This window comes from Pseudomonas sp. CFBP 13602 (assembly GCF_014842725.1).
GTDB classification, from domain to species: Bacteria; Pseudomonadota; Gammaproteobacteria; order Pseudomonadales; family Pseudomonadaceae; genus Aquipseudomonas; species Aquipseudomonas baltica.
Genome location: NZ_JACYVT010000001.1, coordinates 274,843 through 297,840, shown reverse-complemented (window position 1 = coordinate 297,840; position 22,998 = coordinate 274,843). Strand labels below are relative to the sequence as shown.

The 22,998-nt window shown below is 63.2% G+C and carries 23 protein-coding genes and 1 tRNA gene; 13 read left to right on the top strand and 11 right to left on the bottom strand.

Features of this window, described 5'->3' with window-relative positions; all coding sequences use genetic code 11:
• Positions 1-76 precede the first annotated feature (76 nt).
• On the bottom strand, positions 77-1,468 hold the full coding sequence (locus tag IFU31_RS01310; RefSeq protein ID WP_122476991.1) for a heavy metal sensor histidine kinase: 1,392 nt from the start codon (positions 1,466-1,468) through the stop codon (positions 77-79).
• Entirely contained in the window at positions 1,461-2,135 is a 675-nt protein-coding gene (locus IFU31_RS01305) for a heavy metal response regulator transcription factor (protein ID WP_122476993.1), read from the bottom strand. Before IFU31_RS01305 ends, IFU31_RS01310 begins: the two co-directional genes overlap by 8 nt.
• A gap of 134 nt (positions 2,136-2,269) precedes the next feature.
• On the opposite strand from IFU31_RS01305, the gene IFU31_RS01300 reads away from it, so the two are divergent.
• From IFU31_RS01300 to IFU31_RS01290, 3 genes are all read left to right on the top strand, one after another.
• The gene (locus tag IFU31_RS01300) at positions 2,270-2,737 is read left to right on the top strand and encodes a heme-binding protein (RefSeq protein WP_192102057.1); all 468 of its coding nucleotides are present in this window, start codon (positions 2,270-2,272) and stop codon (positions 2,735-2,737) included.
• Positions 2,738-2,751: 14 nt separating this feature from the next.
• Positions 2,752-3,153 (top strand): hydroxyisourate hydrolase, encoded by a 402-nt coding sequence (gene uraH / locus IFU31_RS01295; RefSeq protein ID WP_185793421.1) that lies wholly within the window; start codon positions 2,752-2,754, stop codon positions 3,151-3,153.
• A 134-nt stretch (positions 3,154-3,287) separates the two neighbouring features.
• Positions 3,288-4,256: an XdhC family protein gene (locus IFU31_RS01290; protein WP_192102056.1), complete on the top strand. Its 969-nt coding sequence runs from the start codon at positions 3,288-3,290 to the stop codon at positions 4,254-4,256.
• Here IFU31_RS01290 and IFU31_RS01285 read toward each other — a convergent pair.
• Positions 4,251-6,515, bottom strand: coding sequence for a heavy metal translocating P-type ATPase (locus IFU31_RS01285; protein WP_192102055.1), 2,265 nt, complete (start codon positions 6,513-6,515; stop codon positions 4,251-4,253). The two genes, IFU31_RS01290 and IFU31_RS01285, sit on opposite strands and share 6 nt — an antisense overlap.
• A 460-nt stretch (positions 6,516-6,975) precedes the next feature.
• On the opposite strand from IFU31_RS01285, the gene IFU31_RS01280 reads away from it, so the two are divergent.
• Positions 6,976-8,109: a glycerate kinase gene (locus IFU31_RS01280; RefSeq protein WP_192057142.1), complete on the top strand. Its 1,134-nt coding sequence runs from the start codon at positions 6,976-6,978 to the stop codon at positions 8,107-8,109.
• Positions 8,110-8,128: 19 nt separating this feature from the next.
• Here the strand turns inward: IFU31_RS01280 and IFU31_RS01275 are convergent, their stop codons facing one another.
• Positions 8,129-9,328: a hypothetical protein gene (locus IFU31_RS01275; protein ID WP_192102054.1), complete on the bottom strand. Its 1,200-nt coding sequence runs from the start codon at positions 9,326-9,328 to the stop codon at positions 8,129-8,131.
• A 221-nt stretch (positions 9,329-9,549) separates the two neighbouring features.
• On the opposite strand from IFU31_RS01275, the gene IFU31_RS01270 reads away from it, so the two are divergent.
• Both IFU31_RS01270 and IFU31_RS01265 read left to right on the top strand, forming a co-directional pair.
• Entirely contained in the window at positions 9,550-9,957 is a 408-nt protein-coding gene (locus IFU31_RS01270) for an SRPBCC family protein (RefSeq protein ID WP_122477005.1), read from the top strand.
• Positions 9,958-10,009: 52 nt separating this feature from the next.
• A complete protein-coding gene (locus tag IFU31_RS01265) occupies positions 10,010-10,960 on the top strand; it encodes a site-specific integrase (RefSeq protein WP_192102053.1) in 951 nt (316 codons plus the stop codon).
• Between the two features lie 33 nt (positions 10,961-10,993).
• On the opposite strand, the gene IFU31_RS01260 is transcribed toward IFU31_RS01265, so the two are convergent.
• Both IFU31_RS01260 and IFU31_RS01255 read right to left on the bottom strand, forming a co-directional pair.
• Positions 10,994-12,358, bottom strand: a complete 1,365-nt coding sequence (locus IFU31_RS01260) for a nucleobase:cation symporter-2 family protein (protein WP_192102052.1) — start codon at positions 12,356-12,358, stop codon at positions 10,994-10,996.
• A gap of 179 nt (positions 12,359-12,537) precedes the next feature.
• Positions 12,538-13,209: a Bax inhibitor-1/YccA family protein gene (locus tag IFU31_RS01255; protein ID WP_043189407.1), complete on the bottom strand. Its 672-nt coding sequence runs from the start codon at positions 13,207-13,209 to the stop codon at positions 12,538-12,540.
• A gap of 143 nt (positions 13,210-13,352) precedes the next feature.
• On the opposite strand from IFU31_RS01255, the gene IFU31_RS01250 reads away from it, so the two are divergent.
• Positions 13,353-13,443: transfer RNA gene (locus IFU31_RS01250), tRNA-Ser, on the top strand.
• A gap of 288 nt (positions 13,444-13,731) precedes the next feature.
• On the opposite strand, the gene IFU31_RS01245 is transcribed toward IFU31_RS01250, so the two are convergent.
• Positions 13,732-14,382, bottom strand: coding sequence for a DUF2238 domain-containing protein (locus IFU31_RS01245; RefSeq protein ID WP_122477010.1), 651 nt, complete (start codon positions 14,380-14,382; stop codon positions 13,732-13,734).
• 255 nt (positions 14,383-14,637) lie between these two features.
• Here IFU31_RS01245 and IFU31_RS01240 point away from each other — a divergent pair, with 255 nt between their 5' ends.
• Both IFU31_RS01240 and IFU31_RS01235 read left to right on the top strand, forming a co-directional pair.
• Positions 14,638-15,312 (top strand): glycosyltransferase, encoded by a 675-nt coding sequence (locus IFU31_RS01240; protein WP_192057139.1) that lies wholly within the window; start codon positions 14,638-14,640, stop codon positions 15,310-15,312.
• A 158-nt stretch (positions 15,313-15,470) separates the two neighbouring features.
• Entirely contained in the window at positions 15,471-15,719 is a 249-nt protein-coding gene (locus IFU31_RS01235) for a CsbD family protein (RefSeq protein ID WP_122477013.1), read from the top strand.
• Positions 15,720-15,823: 104 nt separating this feature from the next.
• Here the strand turns inward: IFU31_RS01235 and IFU31_RS01230 are convergent, their stop codons facing one another.
• Positions 15,824-16,357: a hypothetical protein gene (locus tag IFU31_RS01230; RefSeq protein ID WP_192102051.1), complete on the bottom strand. Its 534-nt coding sequence runs from the start codon at positions 16,355-16,357 to the stop codon at positions 15,824-15,826.
• A 121-nt stretch (positions 16,358-16,478) separates the two neighbouring features.
• Complete coding sequence (locus IFU31_RS01225) at positions 16,479-17,765, bottom strand: DUF2254 domain-containing protein (RefSeq protein WP_192102050.1); 1,287 nt, start codon at positions 17,763-17,765, stop codon at positions 16,479-16,481.
• A gap of 230 nt (positions 17,766-17,995) precedes the next feature.
• Here IFU31_RS01225 and IFU31_RS21725 point away from each other — a divergent pair, with 230 nt between their 5' ends.
• The 3 genes from IFU31_RS21725 (at position 17,996) to IFU31_RS01215 (ending at position 18,741) form a co-directional block, all read left to right on the top strand.
• Positions 17,996-18,121 carry a hypothetical protein gene (locus IFU31_RS21725; RefSeq protein WP_090358366.1) on the top strand — a complete coding sequence of 42 codons (126 nt, stop codon included), beginning with the start codon at positions 17,996-17,998 and terminating at the stop codon, positions 18,119-18,121.
• A 44-nt stretch (positions 18,122-18,165) separates the two neighbouring features.
• Complete coding sequence (locus tag IFU31_RS01220) at positions 18,166-18,333, top strand: DUF6021 family protein (RefSeq protein ID WP_446730930.1); 168 nt, start codon at positions 18,166-18,168, stop codon at positions 18,331-18,333.
• A gap of 138 nt (positions 18,334-18,471) precedes the next feature.
• A complete protein-coding gene (locus tag IFU31_RS01215; RefSeq protein WP_122477018.1) occupies positions 18,472-18,741 on the top strand; it encodes a DUF1652 domain-containing protein in 270 nt (89 codons plus the stop codon).
• Here IFU31_RS01215 and IFU31_RS01210 read toward each other — a convergent pair whose 3' ends face one another.
• A complete protein-coding gene (locus IFU31_RS01210; RefSeq protein ID WP_446730931.1) occupies positions 18,742-20,016 on the bottom strand; it encodes an MFS transporter in 1,275 nt (424 codons plus the stop codon).
• Between the two features lie 481 nt (positions 20,017-20,497).
• Complete coding sequence (locus tag IFU31_RS01205; protein ID WP_240998721.1) at positions 20,498-21,649, bottom strand: aldose epimerase family protein; 1,152 nt, start codon at positions 21,647-21,649, stop codon at positions 20,498-20,500.
• 292 nt (positions 21,650-21,941) lie between these two features.
• On the opposite strand from IFU31_RS01205, the gene IFU31_RS01200 reads away from it, so the two are divergent.
• Entirely contained in the window at positions 21,942-22,943 is a 1,002-nt protein-coding gene (locus IFU31_RS01200; RefSeq protein ID WP_122715288.1) for a substrate-binding domain-containing protein, read from the top strand.
• The last annotated feature ends 55 nt before the right edge of the window (positions 22,944-22,998 follow it).

Sequence of the window (22,998 nt, the reverse complement as noted above, 5' to 3'; positions counted from 1 at the left end):
ATCGACCGCAGGCAAACCGGTATTGCTCAGAGATATTTTCTATCCAGCCGATGAAGTGTCGCTATGACCCTGCGTTTCACGACTCCAAAGCGCCTTTATCGGGAAAACTCAAAGTGAAGCTGGTCACGCCTTCAGCGCTGTGGACACTCACGCTGCCGCCCACCAGAACCATGATCGACTGCACGATTGCCAGGCCCAGGCCACCCGAGTCTCCCGGTTCCGTGCGCGACGGGTCGACGCGGAAGAAACGATCGAACAATCGCGCCAGATGCTCGGGTGCAATGGTGTCGCCTTCGTTACGCACCGTCAGACCAACGAACCCAGCCTCGTCGTGGCGGCTGAGCAGCACCGTGGTGCCGGGGCGGGCATGGCGGACCGCGTTGGCGAGCAGGTTGCCCAGAGCCCGCTGCAGCAATTGCAGGTCGGTCTGCAGGGTGCCGTGCAGCGCGTGCTGCAGGGCGGCGCCGCGCTCGTCGGCGAGCAGCTGGAAATAATCACAGAGTTCTTCGCCCAGGTGGGTGAGGTCAATGGCCTGCAAGTGCACCGGCCGCTGCCCGTGGTCGGCACGTGCCAGAAACAGCAGGTTTTCCACCATGCGGTTCAGCCGCTCGTACTCTTCGATGTTAGAGCCGAGCAGTTCCCGGTATTCGTCCACGCTACGAGGCTGGTTGAGTGCCTGGCCGGTGCTGCCCAACAGGTTATGCAGCGGCGTGCGGATTTCATGGGCGAGGTCTGCGGAGAACTGCGACAGCCGTTCGAAGCCCTGTTCAAGCCGCACCAACATGCCGTTGAGCGCCTGGATCGGCGCCTGCAGCTCCACCGGCGCGGCGGTATCGGCCAGTCGCCGGTGCAGATTGCGCAGATCGATCAACGCCAGCGCGTCGGCCATTTCGCGCAACGGCGTCAGGGCGCGACGCACCAGCAACAGGCCGATGACCCAGGCCAGCAGCGCCCCGGCAGCCACTGCCAGGTACAGGCGCAGTCGGTAGCTGGCCAGGATCGCCTCGCGCTCGTGCAGGCGTTTGCCGACCATCACCGTCAAGGCTTCGCCGGCCGGGCCGACAGCGTCGCCGGCCAGCAACGAGGCGCCGTGGTCCAGGCGAATGTCGGCCCGGCTCGGCCGCCGAGCCAGGCCGATGCGTGGTGGATCGCCCAAGGTTTCGCCGTGGGGGTTGATCTCGAACACCACACTGCCATCGGCGCGACGCACGCGCAGCACGCTTTCCTGATTGCCGAGCATGTTCTGATACAGCTGCGGACGCTGCTGCAGTGCGCCCAGACTGTCGCTGTCGTGCAGCAGGGTACGCACCTGCTCGAGCCGTCCGAGCAGCGCGATGTCGTCGCGGTAGGCGATCTCGGCCGCCAGCGAACGGTAGAGAAACACCGCGACCACGCTCATCACCAGTGAGCAGACCACCGCCACGGCCAGCGCCAGGCGCCAGGCCAGGGAGTGGCGGCGTTCACTCATCCAGGTGCTCCAGCCGGTAGCCCACGCCGCGCACGGTGTGAATCAGCTTGGGCATGAACGGGTCGTCGACCTTGGCCCGCAAGCGTCGGACCGCCACTTCCACCATGTTGGTGTCGCTGTCGAAATTCAGGTTCCACACCTGAGAGGCGATCAGCGTGCGCGACAGCGCCTCGCCGGGCCGGCCGATCAGCATGTGCAGCAGGGCGAATTCCTTGTTGGTCAGGTTGATGCGCTGTCCACCGCGGCTGACCCGGCGGCGCAGTACGTCCACCTCCAGGTCTGCCACCTGATAATGCTCGACCTCGCGCACCGCGCCCCGGCGCAGCAGCGTTCGCACGCGTGCCAGCAGTTCGGCGAAGGCGAACGGCTTCACCAGGTAGTCGTCGGCGCCCAGCTCCAGCCCACGCACTCGGTCTTCGATGGCGTCCTTGGCGGTCAGGAACAACACCGGTGTCGCGCCTTGCTGACGAATCAGCTTGAGCAACTGCCAGCCGTTCAGGCCGGGCAGCATGACGTCCAGGATCACCAGGTCATAGGGCTGCTGCTCGATCAGGTAGCGCCCATCCAGCCCATTGAGCGCCACGTCCACGGCAAAGCCGGACTCACCCAGGCCCTTGGCGAGAAAATTCGCCGTTTTCGCTTCGTCTTCAACCAGCAACACACGCATCGTTCAGCTCCTGTACCCGCGCATAGGCTAGGCCCCCGGCGGCCGATTGCCTATTACAAAGTTGTAATCGCTCCGACGGGGTTCTGTCGTGACCGGATTGCTAAGGTGCCAGCCACTGATCACGGAGATGCTCGATGAAAGCCCTTTGCATGACATTCACCCTGGCTTGTCTGCTCACCACCCAGGCCCACGCCGCCCTGGCCCAGCACCCTGACCTGGACCTGGCGACCGCGCAGCGGCTGGCCAGTGGCAGCGGTTGCGTGGCCGCCGTGGCGGTGCTGGACCGTGGCGGCAACGTCATCGTCCAGCAACGCGGCGACGGCGTTGGCCCGCACAACACCGAGGCCGCGCGGTTGAAAGCCTATACCGCGCTGTCGACCAAGACGCCGACGCGGCTGTTCGCCGAGCGTGCCCGCAACAACCCTGAAGCCGCCAATCTGACCTCGTTGGGGCAATTGCTGCTGCTGGGCGGCGGCGTGCCGGTCTACGAAGGCAAGCAGTTGGTCGGTGCGATCGGCATCGCCGGTGCCGGCGGCGCCGAGCAGGACGAAGCCTGCGCAATCAAGGCCACCGAATCCGTCGGTCTGGCCATTCATTCTTGAAGGAGCAATACACCATGTTGAAGAAAATTATCCTGGCCGCCAGCCTGGCCTCCCTGTCCAGCCTCGCGATGGCCGCCAACCCCCTGAGCGTGCACGTACTGAACCTGGAAACGGGTGTGCCTTCGGCCGGTATCGAAGTGACCCTGGAGCAGCATTCGGGTAACCAGTGGCAACCGTTGGGGCAGGGTGTGACCAACGAGCAAGGCCGGATCGCCGGCCTCTACCCGGAACAGCGCACTTTTGCGCCGGGTGAATACCGGGTGGTGTTCAAGACCGGCGACTACTACCGCAAGGTCGGGCACGAAACCTTCTTCCCGGAAATCCCGGTGATTTTCGAGGTAAAGAACACCGAGCAGCACTATCACATTCCCTTGCTGCTCAGCCCCTACGGCTTCAGCACCTATCGCGGGTCCTAGTCGCAAGCCCCTGCCGTCATCCTTTCACGGTCTGCGGAAAACTATTGCCCTGTACGTGCGGTCTGTTGCACCAGAGCGAGCGTCGCAGGGCAGGGCGCCGGCACATTGCGCAGGATGATGGCGGGTATCAATAGATGAAGCAGCTTGATCTGCAGGTCATACAGCAGGCCCGGACCTGGCTCGGCCAGGGCCGGGGCGTATGGCTGTGCACGGTATTGTCGACCTACGGTTCGGCCCCACGCGGGCCGGGGGCGATGCTGGTCGCGCTGGACAATGGCGAACATTGCGGATCGCTGTCCGGTGGTTGTGTGGAAGACGACTTTCTGGAGCGTGTCGCTGCCGGTTATTTCACACCGGTCAATCAGGTCGTGCGCTACGGCGACGGCGGCCTGGCGCCGACCATGGCGCTGCCTTGCGGCGGCGTTCTCGACGTGTTGGTCGAATACCTCGCGCCGGATGCAGCCACGCTGGAGCATCTGGCGCACATCGAACAGGCTTTCGCCGGCGGCCAACTGTTGGCGCGGCAGGTGGTGCCTGGCAGCGATCGGCGCAGCATCCGTGCAGGCCACATGGGCGATGCACGGGTGCGGGTCAGCGACGAAGAAATCTGCATTCGCATCGGCGCGGTACAGCGCCTGATCCTCGCCGGCCTGTCGCCGGTCGCCGAATTCTGCGCGGGGTTCGCCCTGACCCTTGGCTATGAAGTGATCCTCTGCGAGCCGCGTCCCGAAGTGCTGGCTCGTTTCGACCTGCCCGGCGTGCACGTGCACGAAGTCTTGCCTGCGGTGTTCATCGCCGACGGCGGCTGTCATTCGGCGACCGCCGTGGTGGCGTTGACCCACGACCCTCGACTCGATGACCTGACCCTGCTCGAGGCGGTGCGCACACCGGCTTTCTATATCGGTGCAATGGGCTCGATGCGCACCAGCGAAAAGCGCTTCGAGCGTCTCGAGCGCATCGGTGGGCTGGACGCGACCACCCAGCAGCGTATCCACGCACCGATCGGCCTGAACCTGGGCAGCAAGACGCCCGCCGAGATAGCCTTGGCCGTCATGGCGGATATCCTGCGCGTGGCCAACGGAATCGACCGGCAGCGTCTATGATCGCCTGGCAGGTGCCTGAAAGCCCTTGAGCCGCAGGGCGTTGGCCAGTACGAACAGCGATGAAAGTGCCATGGCTCCCGCCGCGACCTGCGGCGACAGGGTCAGCCCGCTGACCGGGTACAGCAGCCCCGCGGCTACTGGAATCAGGGCCGCGTTGTAGGCGAAGGCCCAGAACAGGTTCTGGCGGATGTTGTTCAGGGTTGCCGTAGACAAGGCGATGGCCGTGGCCACCGCGCCGAGGTTGTCCGACATCAGCACCACATCCGCGGCTTCGATGGCGATGTCCGTGCCACTGCCCACTGCAATGCCGACGTCGGCCTGGGCCAGCGCCGGTGCATCGTTGATGCCGTCACCCACGTAGACCGTGAGGCCATACTCGCGCTGCAACGCCTGGACGGCGGCCACCTTGCCTTCTGGCAGAACCTGCGCCACCACATGATCGATACCCAACTGGGTGGCGATGGCCTGGGCGGTTCGGCGATCATCCCCGGATATCATCGCCACTTTCAGGCCGAGCCGGTGCAAGGTCTGGATAGCCGCCGGGGTAGTCGACTTGAGCGGATCTGCCACGGCGATCATCGCCGCCAGTTGGCCGTCGACCGCCGCATACAAGGGGCTCTTGCCCTGTTCGGCCAGCGTCTGTGCAGCGCTGGCGAACGGGCTCGTGTCCACGCCGAGTTGCGTCATGTAGCGTTCTGCACCGATGGCCACGTCCTGCGCGCCGACCCGTGCGCGCACGCCATGGCCGGTGTGCGCCTGAAAATCCCGGGCCTCGGGCCAGTCGAGCCGAGCGTCCTGCGCCGCTGTCACAATGGCCCGTGCCAACGGGTGTTCGGACAACGCTTCCACGGCTGCGAGCAAAGGCAATAGCTGCTCGCGGGTGAAGTTGGGCAGCAGCTGCAGGTCGGTCAGGCGCGGTTGGCCTTCGGTGAGCGTGCCGGTCTTGTCCAGTGCCACGACTCGCGCGCGGCTCAGTTGCTGCAATGCTTCGCCCTTGCGCAACAGAATGCCCAACTCGGCGCCACGGCCGGTGCCGACCATGATCGAGGTGGGCGTCGCCAAGCCCATCGCACACGGACAGGCGATGATCAGCACGGCCACCGCGTGCACCAGGGCCATGCCCAGGGCTGGCGTCGGGCCAAGCCAGTACCAACCGATGAACGTGGCCAGTGCCAGTGCCATGACCACCGGCACGAACCACAATGTCACCCGGTCCACCAGCGCCTGGATCGGCAACTTGCTGCCTTGGGCCCGTTCGACCATGGCGACGATCCGCGCCAGCATGCTGGCGCTGCCCAAGGCGGTGGCTCGAAGCTGCAACGTGCCGTTCTGGTTGAGGGTGCCGCCGACCACTTGGTCGCCGGGCTGCTTGCGCACCGGCATGGGCTCGCCGGTGAGCATCGACTCGTCGACGAAGCTGTCGCCGGCGAGCACCGTGCCGTCCACGGCAATCCGCTCGCCGGGGCGAACCTGCACCACGTCGCCCTGTATCAGCTGCTCCAGCGGGATTTCGATCAAGCCCGCCTGGCGTTGCACATAGGCAGTCTGTGGCTGGAGCCTGAGCAGGCGCTTGATGGCTTGGGACGTGCGGCCCCTAGCGCGTGCTTCGAGCGTGCGGCCCAGCAGGATCAGGCAGATGATCACGCACACCGCTTCGTAATACACGGTGGCCGTAGCGCTGGGTAGCAGCTGCGGGGCGAACGTGGACACCAGGGAAAAACCGTAGGCGGCAAGGATGCCCACCGCCACCAGCGAATTCATGTCTGGCGCGCCGCGCAGCAGCGCCACGGTGCCTTTGAGGTAGAAGCGCCTGGCGCAGGTGATCAGCACCAACGTGGTCAGGGCGAACTGCAGCAGCCAGTTATCCTGCTGGCTCAGGTGCAGTTGGATCCAGGCGTGGAAGCCCGGTATCAGGTGCGCACCCATTTCCACTATCACCACGGGCAGCGAGAGCATCACCGACCAGCCCAGGTCGCGCCGCAGGCGCGCGGCGTCCTGTTGGCTTTCCTGATTGGCCTGGGCCATGGCGTCTGGAGTGTGCTCAAGCGGCCTGGCGCTGTAGCCGGCCTTGTCGACGGCGGCGATCAGGGCCTGGGCGTCCACGCCGCGGCCTTCCACGCGAGCGCGCTCGGTGGCCAGGTTGACCGCCGCTGCCGTCACACCTGGCACCTTGAGCAGGGTTCGCTCGACCCGCCCCACGCACGACGCGCAGGTCATGCCGTGGATACCCAGCTCGACGACACCTTCGTTTGCTGCCATGACGTTTTCCTCCTTCCGTCCCATGCCTGGACTGTGACCCTTGCCACCATGGGAAGGTCAAGCCCGCACTCCCATGTGGGAGCGGGCTCTGCCCGCGAAGGCCACACCGCGTTCCATCAGGCACACCGCGCCAAGCCCTTCGCGGCCGATGACCGCTCCTACGACCCATGTAGGAGCAGTCTGTGGCAGCGAAGAGGGCATTTGCCGATCCTGTAGGAGCGGTCCGTGGCCGCGAAAAGGGCACCGCGGTGCATCAGGCACTCCGCGCAGAGCCTTTCGCGGCCGATGACCGCTCCTACGACCCATGTAGGAGCGGTCCGTGGCCGCGAAAAGGGCACCGCGGTGCATCAGGCACTCCGCGCCAAGCCCTTCGCGGCCGATGACCGCTCCTATGCGTGACGGCAGTCGCGCGGAGGTGGTGAAAATGGCAGCATGGGCGCACAAGAACTGGAGAACTGCCATGAAGATCGTCATCGCCCCTGACTCATTCAAAGACAGCCTGAGCGCCGCCGACGTTGCTTCAGCCATCGCCCGGGGCCTGCGCCAGGCCCTGCCCGAGGCGCAGCTCGTCGAGCGGCCGATGGCCGATGGCGGCGAAGGCACCATGCAAGCCATCATGGCGGCTTGCCAGGGCGAGCTGCGCAGCCTCGTCGTCGACGGCCCCCTGGGCGAGCCCACCCAGGCCCATTGGGGCTGGCTGCCCGACGAGCGCACCGCCGTCATCGAAATGGCCGAAGCCAGCGGGCTGCAACTGCTCCAGCGCCAGCAACGCGACGCCTGCAACAGCAGCACCTATGGCACTGGCCAACTGATCGCAGCAGCCGTGGAGGCCGGTGCACGACGCATCATCCTCGCCATCGGCGGCAGTGCCACCAATGATGCCGGCACTGGCATGCTCTGCGCGCTCGGTCTGCGCCTGACCGATTCTCAGGGCAGTGAATTGCCCCGTGGCGGCCTGGCGCTGGCACAAGTAGCCAAGGTCGACGCCAGTGGCCTCGACCCACGTCTGGCCGATGTACAGTTCGAAGTCGCCGCAGACGTCGACAACCCGCTGTGCGGTCCCCACGGCGCCTCGCACATTTTCGGCCCGCAGAAGGGCGCTACACACGAACAGGTGCTGGCCCTGGACAAGGCTTTGGACCACTTCGCCGATCACTGCGTAGCGGTGCTGGGCCAGGACTGCCGTGACGCGCCTGGTTGCGGCGCAGCAGGCGGCATGGGCTTCGCGGCCAAGGCCTTTCTCGGTGCCTCGTTCCGCCCAGGGGTCGAAGTGGTAGCGCAACTGGTGGGCCTGGCCGATGCCGTCATCGGCGCCGACCTGGTGATCACCGGCGAAGGGCGCTTCGATGCCCAGACCCTGCGCGGCAAGACGCCCTTCGGCGTGGCCCGCGTTGCGCGCGCTGCGGGTGTCCCGGTGGTGGTGCTGGCCGGCACGCTGGGCGAAAGCTACCAGGACCTGTACGCCCATGGCATCGATGCCGCTTTTTCCCTTGCGTCCGGCCCGATGACCCTGGAGCAGGCGTGCGCCGAGGCCAGTGCGCTGCTCAGCGATCGCGCCCGCGATATCGCCCTGCTTTGGCAGCTGCGCGGTTAGGACGCAAGTGCGCCGTGGGTCAGTCGCGCTCGCGCATGAAGAAGCCCGCCACGTACTTGCGGAAGGTCTCCAGGCTCTTGAAGTCGGCCAGGCGCTTGAAGGTTTCGGAACTGGGCTCCGGACCCAGCGGCTCTTTCATCAGCGAAACCGAGAGGACCCGGTCCAGGTCCGAGCTGAGCACCAGTTCGTCCATCACCATGGCGCCGATCACCGGTCGGCGCATCACGACCTTGACGCCTTTGCTGGCCATCCAGTCGATCAGCGACACCAGCATCTTCAACGCCTCGCGTTCCTCGTCGCGGAACACCGGGAACAGATGCCCGCGGGTCAGCACCGGCACCGTCGCCACATGCACCATTTCGTAGAATTGGCTGCCGGCGGTTGCCGGTGAATACAGGGCCAGGGCCAGCAGCGGCCCACTGCTGCGCGCGCCACCCCACAACAGATGATGTCCCTGAAAGTCGAAGCCGGCGGTGCTGCGCTCGGTCATCACCTTGCGCCCGACTACGTCGGACACGCAGTCGAGCAGCAGCCCATAGCGGCGCTGCCCAATGAAGGCGGTGGAATCCTTCAGGCGTGCCTTGAGCATCATCATGTGCTTCATGTCGATGCGGGTTTCCAGATAATTGCTCGCCGGCACCCGGTCGATCAGCGGATAGCGTGTGGCCACTTCGCGCAGGTCGGCGAACTGGCGGGTCAGATCCTTCTTCAGGTGCGTGGCGTACACATTGAGCCCAGAGGCTTCGATGAGCGTCAGCAGCAGTGAGAGCAACCGGTGCTGCTCCCGTCGCTGACTTGCCACCACGGCGGTGCCAGGCGTGCCGGGCATGGCCGGGGCGCGGAAATCGCCAATCAGCTTCAGCGGCACATCGGGGGGCAACCAGGCGGCCGGCAGTGGCCCTTCATCCTCGCGCCCAGGCGTACTGTCACGCTCGTCATGGATGAAGGGGCAACCCTCGGCATGCTCGGCCGTGCCGGGATTGTTCTTCAAAAACAGCGTGCCGGTACTGCTGTTGAGCGTCACGTTCATCACCGGCAGCGTACCGGGCCGGCAATCGCACGCCAGCCACTGGCCCTGGGTGCGGACCTTCATGAGCCACTGGTTGGCCTGCAGGAGCTTCGGGCCTTCACTGCGGCCTTCGACGAATTCGGTGACCAACTGCTGTTCGGCAGGGGTCAGGGCGCGTACTGGCGCGCCGGTCTTTTCGATGATTCTCATGACGCTGCAAACGCCCCTTCAATGAACGGATCCAGGCCGGGCTGGCCTCCATGGGACAACGTTTGCGCAGCATGTATCCATTGCTGGTGCCGCGCCCGCGCCCACTGCGAGGGCATGATCGCCCCAGCTGGATCGGCCGCATAACGAATGCACTAACGGCTTGCCGCGCACTCGAACGACCGCTACCGTTGTAGCCTCAGCCCACCGACAGGAGCCATGACATGGCAAGCACGCAAGCGAGCATCGACATTCCGGCATCGGCCGATCAGGTCTGGAATCTGGTGGCCGGGTTCAACTCTCTGGCCGACTGGCTGCCCATGATCCAGCACAGCGAAGCCCAGGAAAACGGCCGGCTGCGCCACCTGACCACGGTGGACGGTACCGTCATCGTCGAGCGTCTGGAGACTTACGACAACGCCGCGCGCACCTACAGCTACTCCATCATCGAAGGTCCCTTTCCGGTGAGCGATTACCTGGCGACGCTCAAGGTCATCGAGGTGGACGCCGGCAACAGCCGAGTGGAGTGGGGCGGTCGCTTCAACCCGGTCGGCATGAGTGATGCCGAGGCGGTGGAAATTTTCGACGGTGTCTATCAAGGTGGCCTGCAGGCGCTGCGCGGCAACTTCTGATCGAACCGGCCGGGTAACGGCGGACGGGTCAGGCACCGACGCGGATGCTAGAATGGCGGGCGTCCACCCTGGCACTCAAGGATCCCCCGGTTTGTCTGATCTGCAGAACCCTCTGTTGCAATATCTCGCGCGGCTGATGCCGTCCAGCCGCACGACCATGCAATACGTATTGCAGGATGCCGCGGACCGGCTGGGCTTCGAGGACGTCGACATTCGCGAGGTGCCCTGGCACCGTCTCGAACCCGGGCACGTTACCTCGCTGGTGGCCGCCCTGCGCGAAGATGGCTACGCCCCCAATACCACTTCGCTTTACGTCAACGCCGTACGCGGGGTCATGAACGAGGCGTGGCGGCTGAGCCTGATCGACCAGGATCACCTGCTGAAGATTCGCTCGGTCAAGCCCATGCAGGGCACCCGCCTGGGCAACGGCCGCAACCTCAAGCGCAGCCTGATCCGCGACCTGATGGAGGTCTGCGCCAACGATCCGCGGCCGCAGGGCCTGCGCGACGCCGCCGTCATCGCCATCCTGTATGGTTCTGGCATGCGCAAGTCGGAGTCGGTCAACCTCGACCTGGCCCAGGTCGACTTCAGCGAGCGCAGCCTGCGCGTGACCGGCAAGGGCAACAAGGAGTTGATCAAGTACGCGCCAGGCTGGGCTTTTGCCCATCTGCAGACATGGCTGGCGTTTCGCCGCAGCCAGCTTCCCGCAGGCCAGGCCGATGACGACTTTCTTTTCAATCGCATCCGCCGCGGCGCGCACATCACCCGCGAGCGTATCACCAAGCACGCCATCTACTACATCGCCCGACAACGCGGCACCCAGGTCGGCGTGAAGATCATGCCCCATGATTTCCGCCGTTCGTTCATCACCCGAGTGATCGAAGAGCACGACCTGTCGATTGCCCAGAAGCTGGCGCACCACACCAATATCCAGACCACTGCGGCCTACGACATGCGCGACGACAACGAGCGTCGCCGCGCCGTGGACCGCTTCGATCTTTGAGCCTGCAGGCCCTTGTCGCAGGCTCGGGCCAGCTCAGTGACGAGCCACTGGCCCGGCTGGCAAAAACCAGTTCAGCAGCAGCGCGCAGATACCGCCAGTGGCTACACCCGACTCCAGCACATTGCGCAATGCGCCCGGCACGTGCGCGAGGAACTCCGGCACCTGAGCCACACCCAGGCCGAGGGCGAGCGATACGGCGATGATCAGCAGCGCCCTACGATCGAGGTCGACGCTGGCAAGGATATTGATGCCCGAGGCGGCCACCGCGCCGAACATTACCATGGCAGCTCCACCCAGTACCGGTTCCGGCACCGCCTGGATCACCCCGGCAACCGTCGGGAACAGACCGAGCAGAACCAGCATCCCGGCGATCCACACGCCGATGTGGCGGCTGGCAATGCCGGTGAGCTGAATGACCCCGTTGTTCTGCGCGAAGATGGAGCTGGGGAAGGTATTGAAGACACCGGCCAGCAGCGAGTTGGTCCCGTTGACCAGCACGCCGCCCTTGATGCGCTGCATCCACAGCGGGCCCTCTACGGGCTGGCGTGACACCTTGCTGGTCGCCGTCACGTCACCGATCGCTTCCAGGGACGTCACCAGGTAGATCACCAGCATTGGAATGAACAACGCCCAGGAGAAACCGAGGCCGAAGTGCAGCGGTACGGGCACCTGAAATACCGCGGCCTGGTGCATGCCGGTGAAATCCAGTCGGCCCAGGTAACCGGCCAGCGCGTAGCCCATGGCCAGAGCGATGACGATGGCGGCGCTGCGCATCCAGGTCACCGGAATGCGATTGAGCACCACGATGATCGCCAGTACCAGGCCGGAGAGCATGAGGTTTTCGCCGTTGGCGAACGTGCCATTGGCCATGGCGCCGAAGCCGCCGCCCATGCTGATCAGACCGACCTTGATCAGGGTCAGGCCGATCATCAGTACCACGATACCGGTGACCAGCGGGGTGATCAGCCGTTTGACGAAGGGCAGGATTCGCGAAATGCCGATTTCCACGAACGACCCTGCGATGACCACGCCGAAGATCGCCGCCATCACAGCTTCCACCGGTGTGCCCTGTTGCACCATCAGCGCACCCCCGGCAATCAGCGGTCCGACGAAGTTGAAACTGGTGCCCTGCACGATCAAGAGGCCCGCGCCGAACGGGCCGATGCGGCGGCATTGAACGAAGGTAGCGATGCCTGAAATGACCAGCGACATGGAAACGATCATGTTGGTGTCACGGGCGCTGACGCCCAGTGCCTGGCAGATCAGCAGGCCAGGCGTGACGATCGGTACGATGATCGCAAGCAGGTGCTGCAGCGCGGCAAGCATGCCCAGCAGTGGGCGAGGGCGGTCTTCCAGGCCCAGGATCAATTCGTCGCTGGGTGGCTGTGGGGTGCTCATGGCAAGGGCTCCTGAGAAAGAGCGCGAAGGCTCCGGCAAAAAGAGCGCGATGGCTCAATCGAAAGGAGCGCGATTCTACGGCGCGGCGCCCATGGGGCAAACCGGTTTTTGCTGAGGATGTTCGAACCAGGGGCAAGAAAAAGCCCGCACGAGGCGGGCTTCGACAGGGCAACGGTGAATCAGTCGTCGCGACCCATGATGCCGAACAGCTGCAGCAGGCTCACGAACAGGTTGTAGATCGACACGTACAGGCTGATGGTCGCCATGATGTAGTTGCGTTCGCCACCATGGATGATCGCGCTGGTCTGGAACAGGATGCACACCGACGAGAACAGCACGAAACCGGCGCTGATCGCCAACTGCAGACCGGCGATCTGGAAGAAGAAGCTCGCCAGCACCGCGCCCAGCAGCACGAAGAAGCCTGCGGTAATGAAGCCGCCCAGGAAGCTCATGTCCTTGCGAGTGATGAGCACATAGGCCGACAGGCCGCCGAACACCAGCGCCGTCATGGCGAAGGCCGAGCTGACCACTTCGGCGCCGCCCTGCATGCCCAGGTAACGGTTGAGGATCGGGCCGAGCAGGAAGCCCATGAAGCCGGTCAGGGCGAAGGTGGACACCAGGCCCCAGGCCGAATCACGCAGCTTGTTGGTCAGGAAGAACAGCCCGTAGAAGCCGATCAGCACGACGAAGATGTTCGGGTAGCCGACGCGCATCTGCTGCGCGACGTAGGCCATCACGCCACTGAAAGCCAGGGTGAGTGCCAGCAAGCCGTAGGTGTTGCGCAGGACGCGGCTAACTTCTAGCTGCTGCACCTGCGAGCCTTGATTAACTGCATAATCCTGTTCGCGCATGGCGAGACTCCTTTGATTGAACACGTCTGAAACGTTCAGATGCAAAGATCATATCAGACCCTTGCCTAGCCGCTCTATCCAGAGTTTGACAGCGTGTTTCATTCCGGTATTATGGCGCCCGCAAAGCAACCAGCAAGACATTCGGGAAATTGGCAGAGTGGTTGAATGCACCGGTCTTGAAAACCGGCGAACGTTAATAGCGTTCCCAGGGTTCGAATCCCTGGTTTCCCGCCAAACATCGAAAAGCCCCGCATTGGCGGGGCTTTTTCGTTTTCGCCGTTGCAGAAGTGCCATGTCGCGAAACCCACTTGTGCAGGTGTCCTGATTGTTGCGTTACAGCAAGAAAAAGATATCGAGGTTGATCAGGAAAGGCGTCGTCTACGTGACGGTCATGGGGGTGATGGGAAATTCCGGGAGGATCTTCGATCACCTTTCGGTTTGGCAGCCGTGGCGCCTGGCGAAACAGATGCTTGGCTATGTATTGATGCATTGAGGTATCGATGCATTGAGCCGCTGGGCGTTTCAGTGCGGTGTCAATCGCCCGCGCAGCGCCGAAACCCCGGCGCGCAGCGCGTGGCCGCGGCAGGTCAGCACCACCAGCGAGGCAGCCGCCGCTACGGCCATGTCTTTCTGGGCATCCCAGAAATCGCCCTGGGCACCGACGAAGGCCGAGTCGCCACCGCCCACGTACGCGGCGCCTGCCCACTCCATCAGTTCATAGAGCATCGAGGTCGACAGCACCAGCGACCAGGCGATCAATGATGCCCACGCACCCTTGAGCTGGCATTTCTCACTGACGATTTCCCGCAAGGGCAGGCTGAGCAGCAGGCCGTAGGCCAGGTGCACGAAACGATCATATTGATTGCGCTCCCAGCCCAGCGCTGCATTCACGTCCACCCCGCTGATCAGGTACAACGCTTCGTTGTAGGGAACCTGGGGGTAGGTGAAGTGCGTGCCCACCTGATGCAGGCATAGAAAGATGATCACCATCACCCACGCGCGTCGGCTCCACTGGAAATGGTCACGGGTGAACCACACGGCCACGGCGCCCACCAGCACCAGAATGTTTTCGATCAGCCAGGTCTGGCGGTCCAGCGGCTGCCAGCCCGAGGCGATCACCGCCAGCAGCAACACCCAGTGCCAGTAGCCTATGCTTGTCCTTCGAGTTGCCATTGTCACGCTCCTCGCCAAGTCCTCTGCTGCAGTTGATCACCATGCCCTACATTAATTCGTTCAGGCTTGCAGCGCTGGCTGATCGACAGCCCGGTCCGGGTCGTCGGGCCTCTGGAGGGGAGAAAGTGAATTGCAAATTGGAATGAACATTTGCCGAACTACCACCCGTCGTATCTATCTGCAACCAACGCGCGATAGATAGGTCAAGAGACTTACAGCCGCCGGATGCCGGCATCTCCTCGACAGGTATCGTCCATGATCGGAATCATTGTCCCAGCTCATAATGAAGAAGCAGTGGTCGCTCAATGCATCGAGTCGTTGCTGATTGCCGGTGAGCATCCTGGACTGTCGGGCGAAGAGGTCAAGGTGGTTATCGTGCTGGACGAATGTTCCGACGGTACCCAGCAAGTGGTCAACCGCTACCCCGTACAGAGCGTGGCCGTGGCGCACTGCAACGTCGGTCGTACGCGCGCCGCGGGTGCTCAACTGTTGTTGGATCAAGGCGCCCGCTGGTTGGCGTTCACCGATGCCGATACCCTCGTGCCGCCCACCTGGCTGGTCGATCAGCTGCGCTTTCGCACCGACGCGGTTTGCGGCACGGTGCGCGTGGATGACTGGTCGCTGCATGCCGAGGAAGTTCGCAGCCGTTACGACGCCCTGTATACCCCGGTGGAAGGTCACAAGCATGTTCACGGCGCCAACATGGGGGTCAGTGCCCAGGCCTACCGCCGGGTTGGCGGGTTCAAGCCGCTCAAGGCCCACGAGGACGTGCACCTGGTGGCCGACCTGAAAGAGGTCGGGGCGTCCATTACCTGGACTTCGATCAACTGCGTGACGACCAGCGCCCGGCTGGATTGTCGCTGCCGTGAAGGCTTCGGCGACTATCTGCGCTCGCTGTCGATCGGTGCTCCGCTGGAAGCCATGGGTTGAGCGTGCCCGAGCGTCCGAATTCGCCAACATGAACACTGAAAATAAGATCGGAACTATTTCCAACCGGCAACGCCCTAAGTTCAGGCAGCAAGTACGAAGCTTCCGGCTTACATACTTCAAGTACTGTCACTAAAACGATGATCAAAGTGAGGCTCAACATGAAAAGCGAACAAATCGAAGGCGTAGCAGAAAAGATCGCTGGCAAGGCTCAAGGTGTAGTGGGCAAACTGGTCGGTGACCATTCCCTGCAGGCAGAAGGCGCAGGTCGTGAAGCGGCTGGCCAACTGACCAAGACCTACGGCGACGCGCTGAACAATGTGTCTGCCTTCGTCAAGGAAAAGCCAGGTGCCTCGTTGGCCATTGGCGCTGCCATTTTCGTACTGGTAAGCCGTTTCCTGCGTCGCTGATTCTGCTGCGCTTAAAGTGTCTTCCCAACCGTTCGATTCCTGGCCTTCAGCCAATTGAACGGTAGGGAAGTGCAGCAACCCCCCCCCGCACTTCCTCTAACGCTTCACCCCCCCCAACCCAGCGAACGACGAATGACGTCTCTGTAAGGCGTTTCTAGTTGCTGCGGCAGTTGTTCAATGTACTCCCGCGCATGTATTCGCACTTCACCCGTCAAGTTTTGCAGATAGTCGAGAACATCGTCGATGGTGGGTATCCGTGCCTCTATACCCGCGAATCGCGGCGGCAAAGCGGTCCAGATGACTGCATCCAGTTCTCGCTCACGAGCCCATTGGGCAAGGACCCCGGTGGACCGGTCGCTGCAGATGAAACTGCCGATGCCATCATCGCGCGAATGGGGTATCTGTTCACGTTCGCGCAGTGCCTGGCAGGCGTCGTCGAGCGAGGTGGTGTCCAGCAACGCCCAGAGAGATGGCACAGCAGGTGCATTCAGGCAGATCGCCGTGGCCAGCTCGCCGCCGTCGCCGACCCTGCAAAGCTCGACGGGTAATGCAGGGCCGTCGGTGTGCCAGGGGCTGCAGACCGGTAAAGCCCCCGGCTTCCATACCAGCGATCCCCAGGCCAGGCAGGCTATGTTCATCATCGTTTTCCGTTTGAGCAGTCATTGCCTGCAAGTGCAGGTGTCAACTCAGGCCCGCCGACAGCTGCACAAGTTCAGCGCCATCGCCCCAGTGGACGCTTCGGGCGCCGGTGCTCGGCATTCAGCCCAGCAGAGGTTTGGCCAATTCACGCAGCCGCTGCTTGTCTTCATCCAGGGTAAGCGCGCTGTCGGCGCGTTTCAGCAGTCGAGTCGCGTGCAGCCGGCACTGGGCGGCGAAGGTTTGCGGGCTGATCTCGTTCAGGCTGATCAGCGCCTTGATCATGCGAATGTCGACTTCCAGCAGCCCGGCGCCGTCGCGCGCCACGAAGGTGAAGAAGTCGTCGAACAGATCGGCCACCTGCAAGCCGCGAACGTGCACTCGGCGGCAGTGTGGATCGATCTCGCGGGATGTCGAATCGGTAGTGCTGTGTACATGCCAGGCGGTGAAGCACCTGACTCCACGGCCAATCACGTCGATCACCGTGCCCGAGTCGTTGGTGGCCGGCGACAGGGCGCGCGAAGCGATCTCCGCGAGAACCGAAATGCCGAAACGTGGGTCCTGTTCGAAGGTACGGCGCAGGCCGATCGTGACAGCCGCGCGGATCTCCGCGGCGAGGTCTGCCTGGGCCTGCGCCTGGCCGTCGCTGTCCGCGGTATACCAGGCCAGGTCTGCGCCGAGGTGAAGGAACGCGCCTGGCAGTACGCTCAGGTAGATCTGCAGCCCGTGCTTCTCGGCCAGCGCGCCAAGGGCGGCGACATCGATGTGCTGCACGTAGCCGGTGTCCTCGCTGCGCACGGTTGCTGCCGTTGGCGGAGTCATCAGATCGAGCGGGTAGGGCGCCGCGCCCATGTACGGCCAGCGCGCGCGGTTTTCCAGGGATTGCAGCGCTGCGGCTTCGACCCGGTCGATGGTTTCGCCGACCCGGCCCAGCTTGGACAGGTGGTCGATCCAACGCAGCAGCGTATAGACGATCAGGATGATCATGACGATGGTCACCGCGAACAGCACCACCCGCCCTTGAGCGCCGTAGGCCCCGGTGCTCAGGGCAATGATCCCGACCAGGCTGAACAGGAACGAGCCGATGAACGTTGCCAGCGCGTTCTGGGTCGTGGCGTCTTCCATCACCAGTGAGGTGGCACGCGGTGTTACGCCGCTGCTGGCGGCGCCATAGGCACTGACCATGGTGCTCAGCGAGAAGGTCGTGACCGCAAGCATGCTCGACGCGATGATCGCGAGGATCTTGTCGACCGAATCGGCACCGATCCGCGTTGGCAGGTCGGCGGGCACGAAGTCCTTGAAGACGATGGCAATCAGCGCCGTGGCGATGCCCGTCAGGGAGAACAGGCTTGCGCGGAACCACAAGCGTTTGGTCATCTGACCCAGGGCCCAGCGCCAGCGAGCGATCATCGTGTATTCCTCGGGATTGTCAGTCGGACCGCCAGCAGCCATGCGAGCGCGGCTGCACATTGAGTGCCTGGAGCTGACGAAAGTTTCATGCCACCGTAGCAGCGGTCATCGGCCGCGAAATGAACGACGCGATGTATCGGCCATGACGACAGCGGCCTGGTCGATTGCACGGAACCCCGGATCGGTCTGCAGGCTCACAGTGTAGAGCCCCTCATTGAAAGGAACCGATCATGGCCGATGACAAGCAACCGCCCGCCGAGGACACCGAGGACCAGACGCCCGCCCATTCCACCCCGGAAGAAAAGGAACGGCTGAAGGATTTCAACAAGGATGGCATCCCGCCAGGCGTGGCCTGAGGCTGGAGCAGCGCTATGCGCCCATATTCATGACCGGAGGATTTATGAGCAACGAGACCAAGCCCGACAACGACCTGGGGTTCGACCCGGACTCTCCCGACCTTGCCGACCCGCAGGTCGATCCGATCGGGCCCGCCAAGAAGCCCGAAGGCGACACGTCGGAAAAAACCGGTGACGCAGATAAATATCCGCCCTATGGCACCAAGGACTGAGTCTGGTAGCCTTGTGCAGGCAGCCCTCGGTGCCTGCCTGCCGCACCACGCTGAAAGCGTGAGCGCGCCGCCCTGCCGAGTGGCCGTACTCACGCTGCGACACGTCTCCAGCCATGACATCGCCAGGAGAAGCTCTAGATGATTCCCACCACTGAAATGCGCCGCATCGTCGAAGCCAGCTTCGCGCCCCTCAAATGCCATTGCACGTTGAATCCGGGGGGCACCATGACGGTCGAAGTGTCCGACCCGGCCAGTGGTCAGGTCGACCTGCTGATGGTAGGTGTCGATACCCAGCCGTTGTCCAGCAGTCGGGCGATTGCCGAACTGGTGGCGCAGCTGCGTGCCGAGCTCAAGGGCAACCAAGAGTGGTTCTGCCGCCATGCCCCGCGCGGCGCTAGCCGGTCGTGATCAGGCTGGTGTCTTCTGGCGCTCGGGCAATGCCTGCTCGTTGTTCTCGATGGTCCACAGCGGTCTGAACAGCCGTGTCCACAAGGCGACGATCACCAGCGTACTGACAGCGCCGAACAACGCTGCTGGCACCGTGCCCAGCGCCGTCGCGCTGACCCCCGCACGGAATTCGCCCAGTTCGTTCGAAGAGCCGATGAATAACATGTTCACCGCGCTGACCCGTCCACGCATATCGTCGGGCGTGGCGAACTGGATCAGCGAAGAGCGGATGTACACGCTGATCATGTCTGCTGCCCCAGCGACGAACAGCGCCGCGCACGACACCCAGAACCACGTGGACAAAGCGAACACCAGGTTGGCCACGCCGAACACGGCCACCGCGAGGAACATGCGCTGGCCCATCCGCGCGTTGAGCGGACGGATGCTCAGGTAGAAACCCATGCCCAGTTCACCCAGTGCGATGGCGCTGCGCAGCAGGCCCAGCCCGGCGGGGCCGACATGGAGAATTTCCGCAGCATAGATCGGCAACAGGGCGACCACGCCACCGAGCAGCACCGCGAACAGGTCCAGCGATATCGCACCGAGGATGATCGGCCGCGAGGTGATGAAGCGGATGCCAGCGGTGAAGCGACTCACTGCTGTGGTCTGATCATCCACCGGCCGCACGATGCGCACGCTGGGTACCCACTGCAGCAGCAGCACACCCAGGGCGAAGCCCAGCAGGCAGATGCCGAACGTCCAGCCACCGATGGCGGCATACAGCAGCCCGCCCAGCAGGGGACCGGCAATTACCGCCACTTTCATGATCATGCTGTTGGTGGCGATGGCCTGGGCCAGGTGCTCGCGCGCAACGATCTGCGGCAGCAGGCTTTGCACGGCGGGCCCGGTGAACGCTCGGGTACAGCCGAACACGAACAATGCGACGTAGTAGGGCCAGGTGTCGACGGTTTCACTCAGGGCCAGCCACAGCAGCGCGGCGGAGGAGAGCACCGACACACTCCAGCTGATCTGCAGGATGCGCCGCCGGTCGAAGCGATCCAGCAGATCCCCGGCCGGCAGCAGCAACAGCACCATGGGGATGAACTGGGCCAGGCCGACGTAGGCCAGAGTCAATGGATGGCGGGTCATGTCGTACATGTGCCAGGCGACAACGATGGCCTGGATCTGCATGGCGAACATGGCCGCGAGACGCACCATGAGGAAGGCACGGAAGCCGGGCTGGGAGAATATGGCGGTGGAGTTGCGTTTCAAGGTCGACGTTCTTGTGCCAGTCAATGGGTCACGCGATCAGCGCATACGTATCAAGATGTTAACAAAGACCGAGTGTACGTGATCAAGTGTCCGGTGCGCATCCGCTTGCGCACCGTTGAGTGGTTGCGGCACGTTTCGTGTGTCGATAATGACTATTGACGAACGCAATAGTGGCGCCTCGGTTCGGCTGGTATCTTTGATTTCGAAGATTGAATACGAGGCCAGGCGCTGATTCTTCCCCGCATAGCGACTGGCCCAGTGCTCTGCTTCAACTCTCTTTGGTTGGATTTTCAGCCACCTCACGTCAGTGCGGTGGCTTTTTTTTGCCCACGATCCATGCCCGATATCCGTAGGAGCGGTCCGTGGCCGCGAAACGGGCGCTGCGGTCGGTCAGGCACATCGCAGTCAGCCTTTCGCGGCCGATGACCGCTCCTACAGGCGCTGTCCACCTCACGTAGGAGCGGTCCGTGGCCGCGAAACGGGCGCTGCGGTCGGTCAGGCCGAATCACTGCGCCGAGAAGGCAAACACCGTGGTGTGGGTGTAGGTCTGGCCGGGATCGAGGCGGGTGCTGGCGAACGTGGGCTGGTTGGGGGCATCGGGGAAGTGCTGGGTTTCCAGGGTGAAGGCGCCCCAGTGCGGATACACCTTGCCACCCTTGCCGCGAACGGTGCCGTCGAGGAAGTTGCTGGTGTAGAACTGCACGCCTGGCTCGGTGGTGTACAGCGTCAAGGTGCGCCCCGAGACCGGGTCGGTCACCTTGGCGGCCTCGCGTTTCAAGTCGCCTGCGCTGTCGAGTACCCAGTTGAAATCGAAGCCGCCTTGTTTCGGCTCGGCGAACGCCAGCTGCTCATGCTTGGCGCCGATGTGCTTGCCAATGGCGGTAGGGGCGAGGAAATCCATCGGCGTGCCTTTCACCGGTGCCAACTCGCCGGTCGGGATCAACTTCGCCGTCACCGGCGTGTAGCGGCTCGCATGCAAGGTGGCCACCTGCTTCAACACATCGCCACTGCCGGCACCGGCCAGATTGAAATAGCTGTGGTTGGTCAGGTTGAGCACGGTGGGTTTGTCGGTGGTGGCCTTGTACTGCACGCGCAGTTCGTTGCGTTCGTTCAGGCTGTAGGTGACCTGGGTCGCCAGGGTCCCGGGAAAGCCCATCTCGCCATCGGGTGAGCGATAGGTGAAGGTGGCCGCGACCTGGTCGGCATCCTGCGTGGCCTCTACGGCCCAGACGTGTTTGTCGAACCCTCGGGTGCCGCCGTGCAGGGCATTGCTCTTGTCATTGAGCGGTACCGAATAGGTCTGCCCGTCCAGGTTGAACTTGCCCCCGGCCAGGCGGTTGCCGAAGCGGCCGATAGTGGCGCCGAAATACACGGTGGGATTGGCCTGGTAGCCCTGAATGTCATCGAAGCCCAGTACCACATCCGCAACCTCGCCTTTCTTGTCCGGCACTTGCAGCGCCTGCAAGGTCGCGCCGTAGGTGATGATGCTGGCTTTCATACCGTGGCTGTTGCTCAGGGTGATCTTTTCCAGCGGCGTGCCATCGGGCAGCGCGCCGAAGCTTTCGCGGGTCGAAGTCAAGCCTGCCGCATGGGCAGAGATGGAAGCAGTCATGAGGGTCAATCCAATGGCGCTGAGCAGTTTTTGATAAATAGGCATGTAAGGCGTTCCGTAGTTTTTTATAGGAAATGGCTGGATCCCGGGGTTGGACAACCGGACTCCGGCGGTGGCTGCACTGGCAGGTATAGCTGAAATTCGACGTCCGTAAAAATAAATGGTAATACTATTTGCCAGATCACTCGTGGTGTCATTTCTGACAGGATCTACGACACGCCGCTGTGGATGGCGCAAGCGTGACGTTACGTTACAAATGCCCATCCTGTTATATGGTATGACTATTCGCTGATATCGCTGGACGCTGTAGCTATTCAATAAAAATAAGGAGTTAGCTATGTTGAGTCGTCATGGGATCCGTTCCCTGTGTTGTGCCGCCCTGACCGCCGCGATGTTCGCAGGCTCGTCGGCTTCGTGGGCCGAAGAGGTCAAGATCGGTTTCCTGGTCAAGCAGGCTGAAGAGCCCTGGTTCCAGACCGAGTGGGCCTTTGCCGAGAAGGCCGGCAGGGACAAGGGCTTCAAGGTCATCAAGATCGCCGTGCCCGACGGCGAGAAAACCCTTTCGGCCATCGACAGCCTGGCCGCCAATGGGGTCAAGGGTTTCGTCATCTGCCCTCCTGACGTTGCGCTAGGCCCGGCCATCGTCGCCAAGGCCAAACTCAACGACATGAAAGTAATGGCCGTGGACGATCGCTTCGTCGATGCCAAGGGCAACTTCATGGAGGACGTGCCGTACCTGGGCATGGCCGCCTTCGAAGTCGGCGAGAAACAGGGCATGGCCATGGCCGGCGAAGCCAAGAAGCGTGGCTGGGACTGGAAAGACACCTACGCCATCATCAATACCTACAACGAGCTGGATACCGGCAAGAAGCGCACCGACGGCTCGGTCAAGGCGCTGAAGGCTGCGGGCCTGCCGACCGAGCACATTCTTTTCGCCGCGCAGAAGACCCTCGATGTACCCGGCAGCATGGACGCCACCAACTCCACGCTGGTCAAGCTGCCGTCAGGCGCCAAGAATCTGATCATCGGTGGCATGAACGACAACACCGTGCTGGGTGGCGTGCGCGCCACCGAGAGTGCCGGGTTCGCCGCAGCCAACGTGATCGGCATCGGCATCAACGGTACCGATGCCATCGGTGAGCTGAAGAAAGCCAACAGTGGCTTCTTCGGCTCCATGCTGCCCAGCCCCCATACCGAGGGCTACAACACGGCAAGCATGATGTTCGAGTGGGTCACCACCGGCAAAGAACCGCCCAAATACACCGCCATGGATGATGTGACCCTGATCACCCGCGAGAACTTCAAGCAGGAACTGGAAAAGATCGGTTTGTGGAACTGATCCGACCCATGGCCTCTGCCCTGGCAGAGGCCGATTCTTCACGGCGTGCCGTGAT

Coding starts and splice junctions, on each gene's coding strand:
- IFU31_RS01220 (WP_446730930.1), top strand. CDS start 18,166: ATGAGCAACGAGACCAAGCCCGACAACGACCTGGGGTTCGACCCGGAC.
- IFU31_RS01260 (WP_192102052.1), bottom strand. CDS start 12,358: ATGAGCACCCCACAGCCACCCAGCGACGAATTGATCCTGGGCCTGGAA.
- IFU31_RS01245 (WP_122477010.1), bottom strand. CDS start 14,382: ATGGCAACTCGAAGGACAAGCATAGGCTACTGGCACTGGGTGTTGCTG.
- IFU31_RS01300 (WP_192102057.1), top strand. CDS start 2,270: ATGAAAGCCCTTTGCATGACATTCACCCTGGCTTGTCTGCTCACCACC.
- IFU31_RS01270 (WP_122477005.1), top strand. CDS start 9,550: ATGGCAAGCACGCAAGCGAGCATCGACATTCCGGCATCGGCCGATCAG.
- IFU31_RS01305 (WP_122476993.1), bottom strand. CDS start 2,135: ATGCGTGTGTTGCTGGTTGAAGACGAAGCGAAAACGGCGAATTTTCTC.
- IFU31_RS01200 (WP_122715288.1), top strand. CDS start 21,942: ATGTTGAGTCGTCATGGGATCCGTTCCCTGTGTTGTGCCGCCCTGACC.
- IFU31_RS01310 (WP_122476991.1), bottom strand. CDS start 1,468: ATGAGTGAACGCCGCCACTCCCTGGCCTGGCGCCTGGCGCTGGCCGTG.
- IFU31_RS01235 (WP_122477013.1), top strand. CDS start 15,471: ATGAAAAGCGAACAAATCGAAGGCGTAGCAGAAAAGATCGCTGGCAAG.
- IFU31_RS01275 (WP_192102054.1), bottom strand. CDS start 9,328: ATGAGAATCATCGAAAAGACCGGCGCGCCAGTACGCGCCCTGACCCCT.
- IFU31_RS01290 (WP_192102056.1), top strand. CDS start 3,288: ATGAAGCAGCTTGATCTGCAGGTCATACAGCAGGCCCGGACCTGGCTC.
- IFU31_RS01230 (WP_192102051.1), bottom strand. CDS start 16,357: ATGAACATAGCCTGCCTGGCCTGGGGATCGCTGGTATGGAAGCCGGGG.
- IFU31_RS01285 (WP_192102055.1), bottom strand. CDS start 6,515: ATGGCAGCAAACGAAGGTGTCGTCGAGCTGGGTATCCACGGCATGACC.
- IFU31_RS01265 (WP_192102053.1), top strand. CDS start 10,010: ATGGCGGGCGTCCACCCTGGCACTCAAGGATCCCCCGGTTTGTCTGAT.
- IFU31_RS01215 (WP_122477018.1), top strand. CDS start 18,472: ATGATTCCCACCACTGAAATGCGCCGCATCGTCGAAGCCAGCTTCGCG.
- IFU31_RS21725 (WP_090358366.1), top strand. CDS start 17,996: ATGGCCGATGACAAGCAACCGCCCGCCGAGGACACCGAGGACCAGACG.
- IFU31_RS01205 (WP_240998721.1), bottom strand. CDS start 21,649: ATGCCTATTTATCAAAAACTGCTCAGCGCCATTGGATTGACCCTCATG.
- IFU31_RS01255 (WP_043189407.1), bottom strand. CDS start 13,209: ATGCGCGAACAGGATTATGCAGTTAATCAAGGCTCGCAGGTGCAGCAG.
- uraH (WP_185793421.1), top strand. CDS start 2,752: ATGTTGAAGAAAATTATCCTGGCCGCCAGCCTGGCCTCCCTGTCCAGC.
- IFU31_RS01240 (WP_192057139.1), top strand. CDS start 14,638: ATGATCGGAATCATTGTCCCAGCTCATAATGAAGAAGCAGTGGTCGCT.
- IFU31_RS01280 (WP_192057142.1), top strand. CDS start 6,976: ATGAAGATCGTCATCGCCCCTGACTCATTCAAAGACAGCCTGAGCGCC.
- IFU31_RS01225 (WP_192102050.1), bottom strand. CDS start 17,765: ATGATCGCTCGCTGGCGCTGGGCCCTGGGTCAGATGACCAAACGCTTG.